Below are 20,014 nucleotides of genomic sequence, written 5' to 3'. Positions count from 1 at the left end.
TCGTGAGCCACCACGCGCACGAAAAGGAGTTTCGCGATGGGCCTGTACTTATGAGCCTGCCGACTTCAGAAGAGAACAGGGTTGTTTTGCTCACGTACCATTGTCTCTGAGAAGTTAGCGAGTTGGGGGTAAGTGAGGCATAGGCGGTGCCGAGGTGTTTTGTTGGGAACTTCATATCAATCCTGGCCGCTTTGAGCGGCCCCATTTTTAAAGCCCCCGGCTCTGCCGGGGGATAATTACTGCGGTTTAGAATTTGAAGTTCCTATGACGAGGTTGCCGCGAAACTGATAGGAACTTCAAATTCACCGCACCAGTGCCGCCTGTGAACGGCTAACGGACCGGAAGGAGGGCGCCTGTCGATGTCGGCCTGTGTGTCTCGAGCCGATTCCCGCCCAAACGGTTCTTGCTGTTCGCTCTTTGATCCGAATCGGGAATTTTCCCGACGTTTCGGGACCTTTTTGAGATGCACGGTGCGACGCGCCCATTAATATCGTCCATTCCAGGCCGGCGATGATAAGACCGCGCTTGCTGGAATGGGGCGATACTGGATGCGCGTTCGGGTCTTGCTGATGGCGTCAACAGCGGCCGCAGCTCTGGCTGCCGCAAGCGGGCTGACGCGTGCGCAAGACAGCGGAAGCTACACGACCGAGCTGCCGCCGGTAGAAGTCGCCCCACCTCAGACCAGCGCCAAGCCGGTGGCCAGGCGTCCCGGAATTACCGCTAGTCCGACGACGGCGACTCGCCGGACGGCGGTGACAAGAGTTCGGGTCTACCCGACGAGCCCGGTTGCCACGCCGAGCACGGCGCTCGCCGTCGATAAGGTCCCCGGCAGCATCAACTTTGTGAATACGCCGGAAATCCAGCGCACCAATTCTCTCAACGTGATGGACGCGCTCCAGCAGAACGTCGCTGGAGTTAACATCAGCAACGTCGCCGGCAATGATTTTCAGGCGAACGTCGAATTTCGCGGCTTCGTGGCGTCGCCCGTCTCGGGTACGCCGCAGGGATTGGCGGTTTACCAGAACGGGGTTCGCATCAATGAGGCGTTCGGCGACACCGTCAACTGGGACCTGATACCGACCGCAGCGATCAAGTCGATCGCCGTGGTGACGAACAATCCGGCCTATGGTCTCAATGCGCTCGGCGGCGCCGTCTCGGTCCAGATGAAAGACGGCTTTAATTATCACGGCGCCGAGGTTGACTTGATGGGCGGCTCCTTCGGCCGCCTTCAGAGCTCGATGCAATGGGGCAAACAGGTCGGCGACTGGTCCGTCTACACCGCGCTGGAAGGCGTTCACGACGACGGCTACCGCTATTTCGGATCCTCCGATGTCCGCCGGTTCTACGGCGACGTCGGCTATCGAAACGACAGCAGCGAAATCCATCTCAATATGGGGGCTGCCGACAACAATTTCGGTTCGTCTGCCACGACGCCGGTCGAATTGCTCCAGCAGTACTGGGGCGCGGTCTACACCACGCCGCAGACCTCGAACAACCAGGTCGGCTATCTCAATCTGACCGGCAAGTTCGACGTCACGCCAAGCTGGACGGTCGAGGGCGTCGCTCATTACCGGGCGTTCAGCCAGCGCACTGTGGACGGCAATCCGAGCGGTGCGCAGCCTTGTACGGCTGACGCGACCTTGCTTTGCTTTGGTGACGGTGTCACGCCGGCGAACGGGCTGAATGGGCAGCAGCTTGCCAATCCGTTCCCGGCGAATGCGTTCCTGGGAGAAATCGATCGAACGTTCACCAATTCGAATACCGGCGGCGCGTCCTTGCAAGCCACCAACACCGACCAGTTGTTCGGCCACGACAACCGCTTTGTGGTGGGCGCGACCTTCGATGCCAGCGTGACGCATTTCGGCGCCAGTGCAGAACTCGGCACGATCGGCACAAACTACGTCGTCGATGGCAGCGGCATCTTTCTCGGAACGTCAGGCAGTCCGGTCGCGGACGGGCCGGTAGGGCTGCGGGCCACCAATCAATATACCGGGCTTTACGCGCTCGACACGTTCGACGTCACCAAGGCTCTCTCGGTCACTGCTGGTGGGCGCTTCAATGATGCCCGCATCTCGCTGCAAGACCAGATCGGCACTGCGCTTAACGGCAACGAAGCCTATGATCGCTTCAATCCGATGATCGGTGCGACCTACAAGATTACGTCCGAGCTGACCGCCTATGCCGGCTATTCGGAAGCCAACCGCGCGCCGACCCCGCTTGAACTGGAGTGCGCCAACCCGGCGGCGCCCTGTGTCCTCGCGACCTTCCTGGTCTCCGATCCACCGCTCAGGCAGGTGGTGTCTCACACCTATGAGGCGGGCTTTCGCGGCACCCACGATTTCAGCTTCGCAACGCTCGACTGGAAAGTCGGCGGTTTCCGCGCCAAGAATACCGACGACATACTCGCGCTCCCCTCGCAGGTGCAGGGCTTCGGCTTTTTCCAGAATGTCGGCGACACACGCCGGCAGGGCATCGAAGCCGAAGCCAACCTGAAATCATCCAAATGGCAGTTTCACGCCAGCTACGCCTTTATGGACGCACGCTTCCTCGATTCATTGCAGCTCAACTCGAATAGCCCGTTTGCTGACCCGACCACCGGCACCGTCCAGGTTTCACCCGGCAACATCATCCCGGCGATTCCGCGCCAGCGTATCAAGGCGAGCTTCGACTATTCATTGACCGACGCATTCAAGGTCGGCGGCGATGCGTTGTGGGTTAGCACCCAATATCTGGTGGGAGACCAATCCAACCAGGCGCCGCAACTGCCTTCTTATGCCGTCTTCAGCGCGCACGCGTCTTACCAACTCGACAAGACCTATCAGATCTTCGGCCGCGTCGATAACATCCTCGACAACAGGTATTATACCTATGGGGGATTCTTCGACACGACGCAGTTGCCGAACTTCTACAACGGCGGCAACCAGTTCACCGATGCGCGTTCTCTCGCCCCGGCTCGTCCGCGCGCCTTTTACCTTGGTCTGAAGGCGGTTTTCTGAGACGTATTCGGGAAGGCTGGTGAACCGAATACGGTTCGATCGCTGCGCAGTCGACGGCTGCGTCCAGCGATCGCATGTCGCCTGATCATTTGACCGTCCCCGTTCGCAACCGGGCTCGCAACCGGAATGAACCGTTGTTAACAAACGCGGCGACACTGTGTGGCGTTCGCTGTTCGATGTAAGATAATGCCACTCGCGTGCGCTGGCACTTCACAACTCCCAATGCCAGGATCAAACTCAAGCACCTTTACCCATCAATCTGAGTGAATCGGGCGACTAGTGCTCCGATTCCGAAGTTCGTATCATATTGCGGCTCCACGTTTACGAACTTCGGAATCAAAGAAGCACTAGCCAATTATATGATTCTAGTGCGGTTTAGAATTTGAAGTTCCTACGACGAGGTTACCGCGAAACTGATAGGAACTTCAAATTCACCGCACTAGCGCTTGCGCAGATCCGACGGGCTATGTCCAAACTTCCTTCGGAAGACCGTGCTGAAATGAGATGAGCTATGGAATCCCAATCGATACGCCACTTCGGTTACCGATAGCGAGCGCAGTTCGGGGCGCGTCAGCACGTCGTAGCATCGCTGCAGCCGCCGATCCAAAACCCATTCAGATACGGACACATCATTGAGCCTGAAAAGATAGTGCAAATGCCGCAACGACACGCCGTTACTTTTGGCGATCTTTTCAGGCGAAAGATCGGGATCGGTGAGATGTTCTTCGATCCAATCCTTGACGGAACGCAAGCGAGCCTTCTGCGCCGTCGCGTCTTCCGTGAGCTCATAGTTGTCGCCCATGTCCAGGGCGAGCGCCAGGACGTCCATGAGTTCGCCGCCCAGTCGGGCTCTTGCGGCTTCCTCCAATTGAGCTCCTTCCGCGGCGAGCGTCGAGCAGAATTCGGCGGCAATCCGGCCGAGACCGCGCGCGGTCGCGATCGTCGCTGCGACGGGGATCTTGTGTTCACTGAACCGCGAAGCGAATTCCTTGCGGGGAATCTCCAGATAGAGCGATCGAACCCTGCCGATGCACTCCAGATCGTAGGCTTCTGCCGCTGAGAAAATCGCGCCGACCGCAGGATTGGAGTGCAGGGTCTGGCCTGCCTGAAGGATGTTGACCTGTCCCTGTTGGACGAGCTCGACGTAGTAGCAATCCTTGTCGAGCTTTGCGATGTGCCGCTCGCGTCGTGTTATCCGTTGCTCCGATAGCAAGACGTCCGTCATCGTGACGGAGCCGAACCGTGCTTCTCGAATAAAGCCATGATAGTCGGAGCGCTTCTCGGCGTTCACGTCGACGTTGACATAGACGTCGCAAATAGCCCCTTGCCAAGCTGCGTAACGCTTGGACGGCTCTACCCCTTTTGTCGTGAACACCAGATCCATCGGTCATCCATCGATCATCCATTGGCGTAAGACTTTGTGCGCCGCACCAAAGGTCGAGGGGCGCAATTCTAGGTGTCCTTCGGCACCGCGCAAGCCAACTTTGCGCCTAAAAGCAAAACCTTTGCGCTCCCAAGCAAGTATCGCTTGGGGCATTGAGCTACTTGAAAACCGGAGGAGGCGTTCGCGCGCTGGTTCGGCAGGGATGCGCGTCAGGTGCCGGTCCAGGGAATTCAGCCATGCCTGCTGGTCTGCTTTCGCCAATGACGACGCGGTTCACAAGGCCCGTTGTTTCCATTGCAGACATTGAGGCGCTCGAGCGATTGCCGTACCAATCCCTCGTGCCCGCGCGCAGTCTCTACCAGCTCTTCGAGTCGACGGCGCAATTGCACCCCGACAGGCGAGCGTTGACGGTTCTGACCGGAAAACCTCGAGAGACACGCCAGGTCAGCCTCACCCATCGTGAATTGCTTGCCGATATTTCTGGAGCGGCCAACCTGTTCAGGTCGTATGGGATCACGCCAGGCGGTCCGACGGTTGCGTTTCTTTGCCCGATCTTGCCGCAGGTATTTCCCGCCTTGCTCGGCGCTCAGGTCGCGGGCGTGGCAAGCTCCATCAACTTTCTGCTCAGCGAAATCGCGATTGCAGACCTTCTTGAAGCGCAGGGAGCAAGTGTTCTGGTCATCCCGTCGGAATCAGCTGACTCCGCCGTTTGGCAAAAGGCGAGGAACGTCGCTGCGCGGGTAGGGTCGCTGCGAAAGATCCTGGTGATGGGAGACAGCCGCGATCTCGCGGATCGCTTCATCGATTTCGATGAAGCAATTGCCGCCCGGCGGAATTCTCTCGAGTTTGAGCCATCGATCGATCGAGACCTGGTGTGCGCACTCTTTCATACCGGTGGGACGACCGGACGCCCGAAGCTCGTTCGCCTCACGCACGGCAATCAAATTCATGCCGCCTGGAGCTTCGCTCAGGTTCATGGAATCGACGAACACGATGTTGCCTTGAGCGGCTTCCCGTTGTTTCATGTCGGAGGCACGATGACGGTCGGGTTGTCGGTTCTCGCAGCCGGTGGCCACGTCGTTATCCCGTCGCCGTACAGTCTCAGAAGCCCGGAGGCAATTCGCGACTATTGGCAGATCGTGGCCCGGTTTCGGGTGACGATCGTAAGCGGAGTGCCGACCTCAATCGCCGCCCTGGCCGAAGTGCCGATCGGTTCTTGCGATATCGGCACTGTCAGAATGGCGCTGACTGGAGGCTCCGTGCTTCCGAAGGCGATCGGCGATCGATTCCAGGCCCGAACCGGGATTAGACTGTTTGAAACCTATGGCATGACGGAAACGGCGGCAGCTATCGCATTCAATCCCGGACTTGGAGAGCCGCTCCAGGGCAGCGTCGGATTCAGAGCGCCGTTTGCGAGGACGAAGATCGTGCCTCTTGGCGATGCCAACATGCGCAGCGAATGCCCGCCGCTCACCAGTGGTCTTGTGCTCGCCAAGGGGCCGCAAGTATTTCCGGGGTATGTCGATCCCGGGCATAACGTCGGTGTCCTGACCGAGGATCGGTGGATCGTAACGGGTGACGTCGGCTACCTCACGCCGGACCAGCGCCTCGTGCTCACGGGCCGCGAGAAAGACCTGATCGTACGGAGCGGGCACAACATCGACCCAGCCGCGATCGAAGACGTCGCCAACGGCTTTCCCGGCGTGCAGATGAGTTCGGCAGTGGGGATGCCGGATGCCTATGCGGGAGAAGTTCCGATCCTCTTCGTGGTACCATCGCCGAACCAGACGATCGATGCAGAGCGATTGCGTGAGTTCCTGGAAAACAACGTCAATGAACCGCCCGCCAGGCCCCGGCGCATCGTCCAACTGGACGCGCTGCCGGTGACCGCGGTCGGCAAGATTTTCAAGCCCGCTCTTCGCGATCTCGCGGTGCAGGAGAAGGTGAGGACGGAGATTGAGCGGGTCTTCGGTGCCGGCACAAAAGCCGACATCGAGGTGGACAAGGACGACAAACTAAATACGCTTGTCCTGGTTTCGGTGGTTTCCGGCGACGAGAAGCTCGTGGCTGAGCTTGCCGAAAGCTTGTCCACGCTTCCACAAACTTACCGAATTGAACGCCGTTCGCCTTGAGGGTCGGGGTCGCCTGCGATGAAACGCTTTAGGTTCAGCCAGCAAGAAATCGTGTTCGCGGTCTTCGCGGCCCTGTTTCTTGCATTTTCAATCTTCCTGAACGGCTTTCTCACAGCGCAGAATATGCTGACGCTGCTGCAGAACGTGGCGGTTCTTGGCATTCTCGGCCTGGCGATGGCGATCGTCGTCATCGGCCGTGGCATCGATCTTTCGCTGATCGCGGCGCTCGCGGTTCCCGGGGGGCTTGTGCTGCAGATGGTTCAGAACGGCCACTCGCTGCCCGCATCCTTGCTGGTCGCGGCCGTCCTGGCGATCGGCATCGGGCTCGTCAACGGATGGCTCATCGCCTACGCCGAAGTACCGCCGTTGTTCGCAACCCTCGCCACCGGTCTCTTTGTTGCCGGCCTTGGTCAATCAGCGCTGTTCCAACTCGACGTGGTCCAGTGGAGCGACGGCATGGCGGGATTCGAGCGGCTCGGGCAGGGCAGCATCCTGGGCATTCCCACCTCGATCGTCATGTTTGCGATCGCCTGTGTCGTGGTGTTCGTACTCCTGCGGCAGACCCGCTGGGGAGCCTACATCTATGCCATCGGGGACAATCCATTCGCAGCGCGCGTTACCGGCATTCCGTCGAGGCCGATCATCGTGCTGCAGTATGTCCTCGCGGCGCTTATCGGCTATTTCGCGGGTCTGGTGCTGGCGGCTTCCGTCAGCTCCATGCCGACCCGCATCTTCAACTCGACCTTGATTTACGATGTGATCCTTGTCGTCGTGCTGGGCGGCATCGGCCTGTCGGGCGGGCGGGGTGGCGTCATCAATGTCATCATCGGCACGCTGCTGATCGGAACGATGCTGAACGGGATGACGATCCTCGACGTGCCCTATGCCGGCCAGAATCTGATCAAGGGGGTCGTGTTGCTGGTCGCAGTCATCACGGACACATTCCTGAACCCGAGAAACGAAGAAACGGCTCAACAAGGCGACATTTAACTCGCCCGATTTTGGATTTAAAAACGGAGGAAAACATGACGTATCTTCATAAATGCGGCCTCGGCAGCGTCGTCGCGTTGTTGCTGGCCTGCCTGACTGTCCCGGCGTTCGCGCAAAAGGGCATCGACGAGCCTTTCCAGAAGTCTTTCAAGGATTCACTCGCAGGAAAGACGGTCGCCTATGTGCCGGTCGCGATGAACTTCGATCTCACCGAGGGCTGGTACGCCGGCCTGAAAAAGGAGCTTGAACCCTACGGCGTCAAATTCGAGATCCGGGATCCCAACTGGAACACGAATGCGGGCGCGCAAGCCGTTACCTCGCTGATTTCCGAAAAGCCTGCGGTGATGGTGATCCATAATCCCGACGTTCAGACTTACGCGAAATTGTTGCAGCGAGCCGAGAACGAGGGGATCTACGTCATCCAGATCAACATGGGATCCGCCTATCGCAGTTCGGCGTTCGTCGGCGCAAACTGGATCGAAATCGGCGAACGCGACACCGATGCCGTGGTGAAGGCATGCCAAGGCAAGTCGAACAAGATCGCCATCATGCAAGGGGCGTTGTCGGCGGCCGCCAGCGCTTATACCCTCAAGGGCGTCGAAAACGTGCTCGCCAAGCATCCCGAAATCAAGGTGGTATCGAGCCAGGCGGCCGATTGGGACGCGGCCAAGGCGAAGGCGATCGCGCAGACCGTGTTGAAGCAAAACCCGGATCTCTGCGGTATCGTGGGCTTCTGGGACGGCATGGACATCGGCACCGCGGCCGCCATCAAGGAAGCGGGATTGACCGGGAAAGTCTATCTGGCGACGTCCGGCGGCGGAGAGCGGAAGGGTTCTTGCGAACTTGTCAAGAACGGATCGTTCGATCTCGACCTGAGCTATGACGTGCCGACGCAGGCGGAACAAATGGCGGGAACGATCAAGTGGCTGTTGTCATCCGGCGTCAAGGCCGGATCGGTCAAGGGCTCGGAGTACACGACGTTGATTCCAGTCACGAAAGCAAACGCCGATAGCGAGATGACGTGCTGGAATCTTTCTGACCTAAAGAAGTGATCTCGTGACGCACTCGCGTTCCGGACCGCTCGCTCCGGAACGCGAGCGCACGTCAGTACGCCGGGCTCCAAGGGAAGGATTGATGCGCGAGACGCTGACCCGACTGCGATATCGCTATTGGCCCGATCATCTTCTCGGTGAAATCCTCTCGAAGAGATGGACCGAAACCGCCATTCCGGTCATCCTGCTGCTGATCGTCGGCTTTGCCTTGAGCCGGTCGCTCGAGCATTTCCTTTCGCCGGCGAGCCTCGCTGACACCGCTCGTCAGGCCGGAGAGATCGGCTTCATCGGCCTTGGAATGGGGCTCGTCGTCGTTGCCGGCGGCATCGATCTTTCGGTCGGATCGATGTTCGCGCTGACGGATTTCTGCGCGCTTTATCTGCTGGACGTGCAGGGGTGGCCTGTTCCGGCGGTCATCGTTGCTACGTTGGTGGTTGGCGGCTTGCTCGGGGCCATCAACGGACTGCTGATCGGCTATTTGCGGCTTCGCGCTTTCATCACGACGCTGATCACGCTGATCATCTACCGCTCGACTTTCGATCTTCTGATCCAGCGATATTCGAATGACATCGCTTCGGCGTTCCCCAATATCCCTGCCTGGGATTTCATTGGGAACGGTGACGTGTTCGGCATTCCGAGCGTTGCGCTGGTTTACCTGGCGATTGCGGTTTTCGGTCACGTCTTCATGACCCGGTTGCGGCCAGGATGGCACATCATGGCCATCGGTGGTTCGCGCCGCTCGGCCTACAATTCCGGCATCCCCGTGCGGCGGACGATCGCGCTCTGCTATGTCGCGAGCGGCGTGCTGACAGGCATCGGCGCGTTATTCTTCGCTGCCCGCCTCGGTACGGTTGGCGGCGACATCGGCGTTGGTCTCGAAGTGATCGTGCTGACGGCTACGGTCCTCGGCGGTATCACGCTTGGAGGTGGAAAGGGATCGGTCGTCAAGTCGCTGGTCGGCGTGCTCGTCGTTCTTCTGGTTACCAACGGGCTCACGGCCATGAACGCGCGCGGCGGGGTCAATCGTATGGCGCTTGCCACGATCCTGCTGACGTCCGCGATGATTGATATCCGCTGGCAGAAGAACCGGACCCGCATCATCAGCAAGGTCTACGTCGCGCCGACCTACCATGCATTGCCGCCGCCGCCGCCGACGGAAATCGGAGGCGGAGGGCCTTTTGAGCAAAATGACAAGCTGCGGGAGGTCTCGCTGATCGGTCTCGGGCGCATCGAGGCCCCGGAGGATGTCATTCTCGACCGCAACGATGTTCTCTATGCCGGATCGCGCCACGGCGACATCATTCGATTCTTCCCGCCCGATTACGAGCGAATGGAGGTATTCGCGCATATCGGCGGTCAACCTCTCGGTATGGCGTTTGATCGGCAGGACAATCTCTACGTCTGCATCGGCGGCATGGGCCTCTATCGGATCGCTCCCGATGGGGCAGTCGAAAAGGCCACGGACGAGACCAACCGCAGCGTCTATTCGGTGAACGACGACAGCCGTCTCCGCCTCGCGGACGATCTCGATATCACCGACGATGGACTGATCTTCTTCTCGGAGGCGACCGTCCGCTACGAGATGGACGAGTGGCCGGTCGACGGGCTCGAGGCCCGCGGCAATGGCCGCATCATCTGCTACGACACGAAAACCGGAGCGACGCATACGGCGCTACGCGGGCTCAAGTTTCCGAATGGCGTTGCCGTCGCAAGCGATGGGCAATCGATACTTTTTGCCGAGACGTTCGGCTGTTCGGTCAAGCGCTACTGGTTTGCCGGTCCCAGGAAGGGAACGGTCGAGACCGTGATGGACAATCTCCCGGGATATCCGGACAATATCAACCTTGCTTCCGACGGCAACTACTGGCTCGCGCTCGTCGGAATGCGCAGCCCCTCGCTCGACCTTGCATGGAAAATGCCCGGCTTCCGCCGGCGCATGGCAAAGCGCGTGCCCGTCGATGAATGGCTGTTTCCGAATATCAACACGGGCTGTGTCGTCAAATTCAACGAGCAGGGCAAGATCCTGGAGTCGTTCTGGGATCTCAAGGGCCTCAATCATCCGATGATCACGTCGATGCGGGAGCATCGCGGCTACCTTTATCTCGGAGGTATCGCAAACAACCGGATCGGGCGCTTCAAGCTGCAGAACGCCGATCCCGACTTCGTGCAATACGACCAGCGTTGGAGGAAGAAGTCGTGATCGCCTCCATCCGCGAGTTTGTAAGCCGGGTTCTCGGCCGCGGCGAGGCAACCATCACCGTTCCGTCGTTTGACGGTGCGTTGAAGCCCAATCAGGCGCTCGGATCGGCGGAAACGCTGCTCGAATGCGAAGCTCCGGAAGATATCGCAGTCGACGGCAACTCGCTCCTGGTTGCCGATGGCCCACGGTTGTTGCGTTTCGCCGGATCGTCGGCAACGACGATCCGGACCTTTGAACGCTCGATCTCCGCCCTGGCAGTGCTGCCAGCCGGCGGGCTCGCCGTGGCGCTCGGCGGAACGGAGATCCGGATCTACGACGATATCTCAGCCGAAAATTCAACGCGGGTGTTCAGCGGCGAACTGCATGCCGTCAATGCGCTCGCTGCGGCAGCGGACGGCACCTTGATCGTCACCGACGGTTCGTCGGTGCGCGGCGTGGATGATTGGGCGTGGGACTTGATGGAGCTTGGCCAGACCGGCCGGGTGTTTCGACTGGACCCGAAGACCGGCGCCGTGACACGCCTTGTGGGCGGATTAGGCTACGCATTCGGCGCCGCGGCGTGCGGCGATGACGTGCTCGTCAGCGAGAGCTGGCGGCATCGTCTGATTTCGATCTCGCCCGACGGCAGCAGCAAGATCGTGCTCGGCCGCTTGCCGGTCTACCCGTCCCGGATTGCAACGGCCGGCGACGGGGGCTTTTGGCTCACGGCATTCATCGCCCGCACGCAGCTGGTCGAGTTCGTGCTTCGAGAACCGGCGTATCGCCGCCGGATGATCGCCGAAATCGATCCGGAATACTGGGTCGTCCCGCGGCTCAGGTCCGGAAACACCTTCAAGGAGCCGCTCCAGGGAGCGCATATCAAGACCATGGGCGTGATGAAGCCGTGGGCTCCTCCACGTTCCTACGGTCTTGTTATCCGGCTGGGCGCCGACGGGTTGCCGCGCTACTCGCTTCATAGCCGCGTCGACGGCCTCAATCATGGCATCGTGTCCGCCGTGGAGTTCTGCGGCGATCTCGTCATGGTCGCAAAGGGACCCCGGCGCATCCTCAGGCTTCCTCTGAAGAGGCTGGACGCGGAGGCATCCGCATGACCGAGACCGTCCTCTCCTTGTCGAAGGCAACCAAGCATTACGCCGGCGTGCCGGCGATCGATGGCGTCGACTTTGAACTACGGCGCGGCGAAATCCATGCCTTGGTGGGCGAAAACGGGGCAGGAAAGTCGACGCTGACGAAGGTGATGGCCGGCGTCGTGACATTGACGTCCGGAAAAATGACGATCGATGGCCTCGATGTCACTCCGCAGACCCCGCTCGAGGCGCGGCATCTCGGTATCGCGATGGTGTTCCAGGAGAACAGCCTGGTGCCGACGATGACGGTGGCGCAGAATCTGTTTCTGGGTCAGGAGAAGTTCTATAATCGCCTGCGCGGCATTTACATTGCGGCCCAGCAGTTCCTTCAATCGCTCAATTTCGACGTGACGCCGACGGCCACGGTCAGCGGACTCGGGGCCGCCAAGAAACAGATGGTCGAGATTGCCCGCGCGGTCCTGCACCGGGCAAAGGTCATCATCTTCGACGAGCCCACCGCATCCCTCACACCGGAGGAGAAGAAGTATTTCTTCGATCTGGTGCGCGATCTGAAGAAGCGGGGCGTGTCCATCATCTTCATCTCGCATGCTCTCGAGGAAGCGCTGCTGCTCGCCGACCGCATTACCGTGCTTCGCGACGGAAAGCATGTGGTCACAGACGATGCCGCAAAGTTTGACCGGGCCCGGATCGTTCAGGCCATGGTGGGGCGGGATCTTTCGAAAACGCTCTATGGGGCACGGAAGGAGAAGGTCCGCCCCTTGGGCAGGCGCGTTCTGACGGTGCAGAATCTCAAGATGGCGCCGATGGTGAAGAACAATTCGCTATCTGTATTTGCGGGCCAAATTACCGGCGTGTTCGGTCTCGTCGGCGCTGGCCGCACCGAGACATTCAAGATAGTATCGGGCGTCATGAAGCGTGACTTCTTTCATGGCGGAGAGATTCTTCTGAACGACAAGCCGGTGCGCTACCGGGTGCCGGGGCCCGCCGTCAAGGCGGGTATTGCCTACGTCACCGAAGACCGGAAGGTCGAGGGTTTCTTTGAAACCGCGTCGATCGCACGCAATTTGTATCTTGGGCTGCTCGCCAAATTTCCGGCGGGGCGGGCCTGGTTATCGCGGCGCGAAAGCAATGTGGCAGGCAAGACGTGGATTGAACGTCTGAAGGTCCGTGCCATCGGCGATGAAGTCAAGGTCGTCGAGCTGTCGGGCGGAAATCAGCAAAAAGTGGTGATCGCCAAATCCCTGATCCAGGATCCGGAGCTGATCATCTTCGATGAGCCGACGCGGGGTGTCGATGTGGGGGCCATCGTCGAGATTCACGAATTGATCAACAAACTGGCCGACGAAGGCAAGGCGGTGGTCGTGATCTCCTCCTACTTGCCGGAAATCATGGCGCTGTCGGATCGAATTCTCGTTTGCAGGCAGGGTAAAGTTGTCGAGGAGTTCTCCGCGCTGGAAGCGACCGAGGAAAAGATCATGTATGCGGCGATTCACTGAAAGCCGCCGAAGTCCGGCGTCACCTGCGCAATCATCGGAGCTATCCCAGGCGCCCGGCATGCCCGATAGGGGTGCAGTCAAGCGGCCGGCTTGAACGCGACGCCAAAGGTGCTTGCGGACCAAAGCGAGCCGGCGACCGCGCCCCGTCAAAAGTGATGACAAGGGCGCGCTCGCCGCTGCGGATGCATACCATCAAGGTCCGTCAGTGCCACATGTGCTCGAAATGATGATGGTGGCTGAAGTTAGCGAACTGATCGGGCAGGCCGGCGCCTCCGGCGTCCGTTAAGGGTGAACCATCGTTGCCACTGTGGCCGCTCGCTGCACTGTTGCTGCCAGCACCATTGTTGCTGCCTGCACTGTTGTTGGAATTACCGCTTATCGCTGCCGTCAAAGTTGCGACGGCCGTGCTGATGGCGCTTGTCTGTCCGCCTTCCAGAGCCTGGACTAGACTCGCGATATCGCTGGTGATGGCGCTGGTAAGCATCGAGGTCGACGACCCGCCTGGATCGGCTCCTGAACCGGATCCAGCCGAAACAGGCGTGCCAGCACCCGCGCCTGCATGCGGATCGGTGACGCCAAACCCTTTGTCCGTCAGCCCGTTGACCGGATGATTGGTCGGCTGGTCGTTGCCATTGACATTGCCTGATGTCGGGCTGTTGGCATCCGCGATCTGCGTCGTGGTCGCGCCGGCAACGGTCGTCGCAGTCCCCACATACGTTCCGCCGCCGTTCGGAATATTGTTTCCGGAGACGTCCTGGGCATCGCCGACATAGCCGTCGCCTGCGGCGGTGAGCTGCGCTGCATCGGTGGCCGAGACGGTGCCTCCATTGTTCAGGACGTCATGCAGCGCCTGGAGAGCCGAGCTTGTGTCGGCCTTCAGCGTGCCGCCGAGAAGCTCGTTGTCGAATCGAGCCCCAAAGATGCCGCCCTGCGCCCCGTCGAAGGATGCACCGAGTTGCTCATAGCCTTGTACCTGCTGGATCAGCGCGTTGAGACCCGCGCTATCGAGATGCGTCGTTCCATTGGCTTCCGCTGTGAGCGCGTTGTTGAGATTGTTAGCGCCGGCGATAAAGGCAGACCAGAAATCCGTCTGCGCCTGATTGTCCTGGTAGTGCGTAATGGTGCCTTCCAGATATCCGGGTTGGCTGGCGAACCCTCCATCGTGACTTGTCGTAAAGCTGTTCGCCGCCAAGCCGGCTGCAGTGGCTGTCGGATTGCCCGCATTTGCCGCAAGCGCCTGATCGTTCTGCACGATGTCGATGATGTCGAGCAGGTTGTCGTTGGTCGCCCGCGCCGCGACGTTCGGGTTCGCCCCATAGGTGGCATCGAAATCTTTGACCTGGAGTTCGATCTGGTTGAGCACGGTCTGGAGATGGACGCCGGTCAGGGCTTGTGCCGCGCTGTCCGAGATGCCCTCAGCCACGGCGAGCGCATGCTCGGCGCCCGAATTGGCCTGGATTTCCGCAAGCCCTCCGTTGTTGATGAAATTCTGCAGGCCGGTGGCGACTGCCTTCATGTCCGTGTTGAACTCGGCAAGGTTGCTGTGGTTCAGTCCGCCATCCGCGAGGTTCGTTGCGGCGTTGAAAACCGTGCCGATGTCCGACAGGCTGGCGCCCGCCTTGGCGGTAGCGATCGCCGCTGAATCGTCAGCGGCCTGGGCCGGAAGGGCTTGAAAGCCCTGATCGGTGGCGCCGGTACCGGGATTGGTGACCCCATTCGCCGCGAGCGCATTTTGCAGGTTGGTGTCGTTGGCGATCTCGCTCAGGATCTGCTGCTGCTCGGTGTGAATAACCGCCTGAGCTGCAATTGCCGCCGCACTGTTACCAATGGCCTGCGGCGCTGCTGTTGCAAGATCATTGAGCTGTCCCAGGATCTCACTCAGTGTATTGGGGTTGGACAGTGTGACCGCGGTGCCATTGACGGTCGCCCCATTGGTCGTTGCCGAAGTGATGTCAGCCTTGAGAGCGCTGATGTCCGCCTCGTACATGCTGGCGTAGTTGAGTTGGTTGCTGCTGTCTGCTGGGTCTGACCAAAGTCCGCCGTTACTCAGACGAACCGCGTCGTTGAAAATGAGTCCGGCCTGTCCGAGGTCGTTGGTTGCGGCGCCTAATGCCGTGGCTCGATCGGTCGCAATGGTCATTGCTTAGCCTCCCTGCAGTTGCGTGTGAACTCGTTGTGCATGGTGTCCGGATCGACTGCCGCTGACGCGGCCGTAGAATCGCTTGTTCTGCAAGGCTTGACCACTTTCGTAGAAACGCGAGCGAATCATGTCGCGAGTTGCCATTGCATTCTCCCCTTCAAGAACACCTGCTACTTCGGAGCATCCTCAGGGAGCATGTTAGAACTGTGTCTGCAGTTTGGCTCGTCGGCTGTATGATTGCGGCGAGTCTTTGAAGCGAGGTCGCGCGCCGCAACCGCGTCTGTCCCGCGATCCACTCCGCCTTTGACAGAGGCAGCTCACTACGATCGAGAGTACCGTTCACTGTTCGACGAAGGCGCGGCGCATCTGATCGGCGATCGGCTTGAAGAGATAACTCATCATCGTCCTGCTTCGCGTTTGCATGAAGACCTCGGCAGGCATTCCCGGCACGAGTTGCTGACCGGCAAGCCGCCGGCGCTCCTGGTCCGACAGCACGACTCTCACCGTGAAATAAGGCGCGCTAGTCTGCGGATCATGGCTCGTATCGGCCGAGACATAAGAGACGGTGCCGGTGAGCTGCGGCGTGACACGCTGGTTGAACGCGGAAAAGCGGACAAACGCCGGCTGACCGAAGCGCACCTGGTCTATATCCTTCGGCTGCAGCCGCGCCTCGACCTGCAAGTCTTCCGCGTCAGGGACGATTTCCATGATGGTGTCGCCCGGGCGTATGACCCCGCCGATCGTGTGAGCCGTGAGCTGATGAACGAGACCGGATACCGGCGCATGGATCTCGATTCGGTCGAGCAGGTCGCGTGCCGCAACGCTGCGTTCAACCAGTTCGGCCTCTTTGCCCTGGGCCTCGCCAAGCTCTTTCACGACATCGGTGCGAAAATCCTGATCCGTGCGCACCATCTGCAGCTGAGTCTCGCCGATCTTTGATTTTGTCTCGGCTATGGAGGACACAAGCTGCCCACGCTCGCCGTCGATCCGCGCGGAATCCCGCTGCAGCGCTGTCAGGCGGGCCAGCGGCACGAGGTGCTTATCATAAAGCTCCTGCACGCCGGTCAATTCGCTCGCAATTAGTTCCAGCTGCTTGTCCTTGGAATCGCGCTGCGCTTCGAGGCCCGCAATTTCCTCGGTCAATTGCGCAACCCTGCCTTGCAGTAGATCTTTCTGGCTCTGGCGTGCGGCTGAGCGAGCCATGAACAGCGAACGTTCCGACGTAAGCAGGCTTTTTACGGTCTCATCTCCCGAACGCGATGCAAGCTCCGAAGAAAGTTCCATTCGCGCCAGGCCGTCGCGCTCGGCCACGAGGCGAGCCATCTTTGTCCGCACCTCATCGAGCTGTTTGGTCACCATTTGCAAGCTGGCGCGCGCCTGTGTCGCGTCCAGCCGGAGCAGCAGTTCGCCCGTCTGCACCCGGCTTCCGTCATGCACATCGATTTCGTCGACGACCCCCCCAGTCGGATGTTGGATGTTCTTGACGTTGGATTGCACGACGAGATTGCCGGGCGCCACGACGGCTCCCGCGAGTGGCACGAATGCGGCCCAACCTCCACCGACGATGCCGGCGGTGAGGAGAACCCGAAGGCCGACTCGCAGTTCGTGTTCAAACGCCCATTGGACGCCGGTCTGCAAACCATGCTCGCCGTCGTCTACAGGAGGTGCGCCGCCGCGATCGAGAATGAAGTCTGCACCCACCATCAAACCGTTGCGGCACTTGCCAATCACATCCGCAACAGCCGTGTTGACCGTAGGCTGAGGGGCATCTGCGGTAACAATGGCTTCGCCCTCGCCAATTCGCGATGAATGCGAAGCCTCGGGCGCGGGCATGTCCGGCCCGGGCCTGTCCAGATCCATCAAGACGGGATCGCGTGGAAATAAAGGTGGGCTCTCCTGATAGGACGGCCGTACGACCGGCTCAGCCCGGTGGCTACTGCCGTCTTCGGCCTGGACGGGAGCCGCTATGCCGAACGGCTTCAGGCAAATATCGATGGCCTGCTTGACCTTACTCTTCTTTCGCCTCGCACCGTGTGTTTGCCGTTGGGGTTTGCGCGGTGCTTGACGTTTCCGCGCTTCGCCGCGTCCGGGCGGGGCAGGGGATTGCCGGCCGTCTCGGCGTTCACCGTCAAGCGCCTGGCGCAATCGCTGCAGCTCAAGGATCAGCGCGTCGCCCTGTGGTCCGATGTCGTCGGCGTAAGGCTCGCCGCTTCGGTTTTGCGCAGATTCGTCGTGGTATCGATTGTCCTCAGCGTACCGCATAGCTAGAGCTCCGATTCCGAAGTTCGCAAGCTGTTGCGGCCCCTCCGATGCGAACGTCGGAATCAAAGGAGCTCTAGCAACTTATTGATTTGAGTGCGGCTTTGAATTTGAAGCTCCTATAACGAACTCACGTCGAAACTGATAGGAACTTCAAATTCGCCGCACTAGTGGAGTGGATTTGACATTCGCTACCCATCCGGCCGCGAGTTTGGAAAGCGAATGTCAAATCCTAAACTCCACTAGAAACAGACATTTGCTAGTGGTCCTTTGATTCGAACATTCGCAAAAGTGCACGCTGAGAAGAGATGCGAATGTTAGAATCGGACCACTAGACGTGCTCAGGCACTGCGGCGTATTGCGGCGCCGACTTGGGACCGGGGCGCGCTTGGGTTCTCGGCGCGTTCTGCGTCACGGTTGCACCGACGCGAGCGAATATCTCCCGGCACGGGCCGAAGGCGATCGATCTTCCTTCGTAAAGCACGAGCGCCATATCCAATGCCGCAATCACGCTGGGGCGATGCGATATCACGATCACAACGCTCTTGCTTTGGCGCAGGATCTGGATGGCACGGCTCAATGCGTTCTCGCCATCGGTATCGAGATTCGCGTTGGGCTCGTCGAGTACGACCAGAAACGGATCGCCATAGATGGCACGCGCGAGCCCGATTCTCTGCCGCTGACCCGCCGACAGCGACAAGCCACCCTGACCGATCGGGGTCGAATAGCCGTTAGGCAGGCGAAGGATGAGATCGTGAACGCCAGCGATCTGCGCCGCCCTGATAATTGCCTCTGATGTCGCGCGCTCATCGAAGCGGCAGATGTTTTCGGCGATGGTACCGTCAAACAAGGCGACTTCCTGCGGCAGATAGCCGATATGCCGTCCGAGATCCTCGCTTCGCCACTGATCGATCGCAGCGCCATCGAGTCGAACTGTGCCGGACTTGGCCGGCCAAATTCCGACCAGCGCCTTGGAAAGCGAGGTTTTGCCGGATGCGCTGGCCCCCAGCAAAGCCAGGCCCATACCCGCTGTGAGCGCGAAACTAACGCTCGAGACGATGGGCGTATCGGTGGCAGGCGCTGCGACTGTGAGCTGCTGGACGACGAATTCGCGGCAGGGACGCGCCAGGTCCAATAACGGCACCGGCGGTCTTGCCGTCTCCTTGCAAATCGCGCGCAGCCGCGTGATCCCCTGACGAGCGGCAACAAGCTGCTTCCAGCTGGACAAGGCGACCTCGACTGGCGCCAACGCCCGCCCCATCATGATGGAGGACGCGATCATGATTCCGCCGGAAGCTTTGTCGGAGACGACCAAATAGGCACCCACCCCCAGCATCCCGGACTGCAGGACATAACGCAGCACCTTGGCGCCCGAGCCGAGATTGGCGAACAGGTCGGCGGCACGCATATTTTCCTGCAGGTATCGCTCGTTCGATTGCGACCACCGCGCCTTGAATCGATCCGTCATGCCGAGCGCGCGGATGACCTCGGCGTTGCGCTGGATAGCGTCCACGAGCACCTGCCGCTGTGCGCTGGACTCCGTCGCGGCCTTGGCCGCTCCACGCGATAGGCGTTCGGTCAGGACCGTCATGGCCACGATCGATATGGTTCCTGCCAGCGCGGTCATTCCAATCACGGGATGAAACAAAAACAGTCCGAGCAGGAATATCGGAATCCAGGGCATGTCGAGGAACGCCGTCGGTCCCATGCTCGACATGAAAGCGCGGACCTGCTCGAGATCGCGCGATGGCTGCTGCATGGCAGCCGGCTTCACACCTCGAAGTGGTAACGTCACCAGTGCATTGTGGATCGCTTCCTGTAGGTCGACATCAAAAAGCGTTGCGACCCGGCACAGCATCCTTGCCCGCAGCGCCTCGAAATATCCCTGCACCAGATAGGCAAGCAGCACTATCGCCGAAAGACCAAACAATGTTGCAAGATTGCGGCTCGGAATGACCCGGTCATAGACCTGCAGCATATAAAGAGAGCCGGACAGCATCAACAGATTGATCACGCCGCTGAATATGGCAATACCGGTCATCCGTCGCGCACTCTCGCGCAGAGCGCGCGAGACCGGATCATCCGCTGCCGTTGCCAGAAAACTGCGTGGGCTGAACCGCGAAGACGGTCGCCGATCTTGCATGTCACTCCCCATTGCATCTTCTCACCGCGCGTTAGTCGAACTTTTGTTGGCAGCGGATGCTGTCCATTTTCCGGCAGCAATTGGACCGACGACCACTTCGCTGCGGCATTCTGGCGACGCGAGACAAACGGACG

General features: G+C 60.0%; 11 protein-coding genes. 7 read left to right on the top strand and 4 right to left on the bottom strand.

What is annotated here, in order from left to right:
- The first annotated feature begins 548 nt into the window (after positions 1 to 548).
- Positions 549 to 2,996, top strand: a complete 2,448-nt coding sequence (locus tag M6D32_RS03925; protein WP_298253560.1) for a TonB-dependent receptor — start codon at positions 549 to 551, stop codon at positions 2,994 to 2,996.
- A gap of 439 nt (positions 2,997 to 3,435) precedes the next feature.
- Here the strand turns inward: M6D32_RS03925 and M6D32_RS03920 are convergent, their stop codons facing one another.
- On the bottom strand, positions 3,436 to 4,380 hold the full coding sequence (locus tag M6D32_RS03920) for a helix-turn-helix domain-containing protein (RefSeq protein ID WP_298253558.1): 945 nt from the start codon (positions 4,378 to 4,380) through the stop codon (positions 3,436 to 3,438).
- Between the two features lie 236 nt (positions 4,381 to 4,616).
- Between M6D32_RS03920 and M6D32_RS03915 the strand changes: the two genes are divergently transcribed.
- From M6D32_RS03915 to M6D32_RS03890, 6 genes are all read left to right on the top strand, one after another.
- Entirely contained in the window at positions 4,617 to 6,512 is a 1,896-nt protein-coding gene (locus tag M6D32_RS03915) for an AMP-binding protein (RefSeq protein WP_298253557.1), read from the top strand.
- Positions 6,513 to 6,530: 18 nt separating this feature from the next.
- The gene (locus M6D32_RS03910) at positions 6,531 to 7,502 is read left to right on the top strand and encodes an ABC transporter permease (RefSeq protein WP_298253555.1); all 972 of its coding nucleotides are present in this window, start codon (positions 6,531 to 6,533) and stop codon (positions 7,500 to 7,502) included.
- Between the two features lie 35 nt (positions 7,503 to 7,537).
- Complete coding sequence (locus M6D32_RS03905; protein WP_298253553.1) at positions 7,538 to 8,554, top strand: sugar ABC transporter substrate-binding protein; 1,017 nt, start codon at positions 7,538 to 7,540, stop codon at positions 8,552 to 8,554.
- A gap of 82 nt (positions 8,555 to 8,636) precedes the next feature.
- Complete coding sequence (locus M6D32_RS03900; protein ID WP_298253551.1) at positions 8,637 to 10,754, top strand: SMP-30/gluconolactonase/LRE family protein; 2,118 nt, start codon at positions 8,637 to 8,639, stop codon at positions 10,752 to 10,754.
- Positions 10,751 to 11,845 (top strand): hypothetical protein, encoded by a 1,095-nt coding sequence (locus M6D32_RS03895; protein ID WP_298253549.1) that lies wholly within the window; start codon positions 10,751 to 10,753, stop codon positions 11,843 to 11,845. Before M6D32_RS03900 ends, M6D32_RS03895 begins: the two co-directional genes overlap by 4 nt.
- The gene (locus M6D32_RS03890; protein ID WP_298253547.1) at positions 11,842 to 13,338 is read left to right on the top strand and encodes a sugar ABC transporter ATP-binding protein; all 1,497 of its coding nucleotides are present in this window, start codon (positions 11,842 to 11,844) and stop codon (positions 13,336 to 13,338) included. The genes M6D32_RS03895 and M6D32_RS03890 overlap by 4 nt, the downstream gene beginning before the upstream one ends.
- Positions 13,339 to 13,540: 202 nt before the next feature.
- On the opposite strand, the gene M6D32_RS03885 is transcribed toward M6D32_RS03890, so the two are convergent.
- The 3 genes from M6D32_RS03885 to M6D32_RS03875 all read right to left on the bottom strand — a co-directional run bounded on the left by M6D32_RS03885 (position 13,541) and on the right by M6D32_RS03875 (position 19,880).
- Entirely contained in the window at positions 13,541 to 15,478 is a 1,938-nt protein-coding gene (locus tag M6D32_RS03885) for a hypothetical protein (RefSeq protein ID WP_298253545.1), read from the bottom strand.
- A 339-nt stretch (positions 15,479 to 15,817) separates the two neighbouring features.
- Complete coding sequence (locus tag M6D32_RS03880; RefSeq protein ID WP_298253543.1) at positions 15,818 to 17,806, bottom strand: HlyD family type I secretion periplasmic adaptor subunit; 1,989 nt, start codon at positions 17,804 to 17,806, stop codon at positions 15,818 to 15,820.
- Positions 17,807 to 18,068: 262 nt separating this feature from the next.
- Complete coding sequence (locus M6D32_RS03875; protein WP_298253541.1) at positions 18,069 to 19,880, bottom strand: type I secretion system permease/ATPase; 1,812 nt, start codon at positions 19,878 to 19,880, stop codon at positions 18,069 to 18,071.
- Between the last annotated feature and the right edge of the window lie 134 nt (positions 19,881 to 20,014).

The sequence above is a fragment of the Bradyrhizobium sp. genome (assembly GCF_027307225.1).
Taxonomy (GTDB): domain Bacteria; phylum Pseudomonadota; class Alphaproteobacteria; order Rhizobiales; family Xanthobacteraceae; genus Bradyrhizobium.
This window is presented reverse-complemented; position numbering and strand designations above follow the sequence as displayed.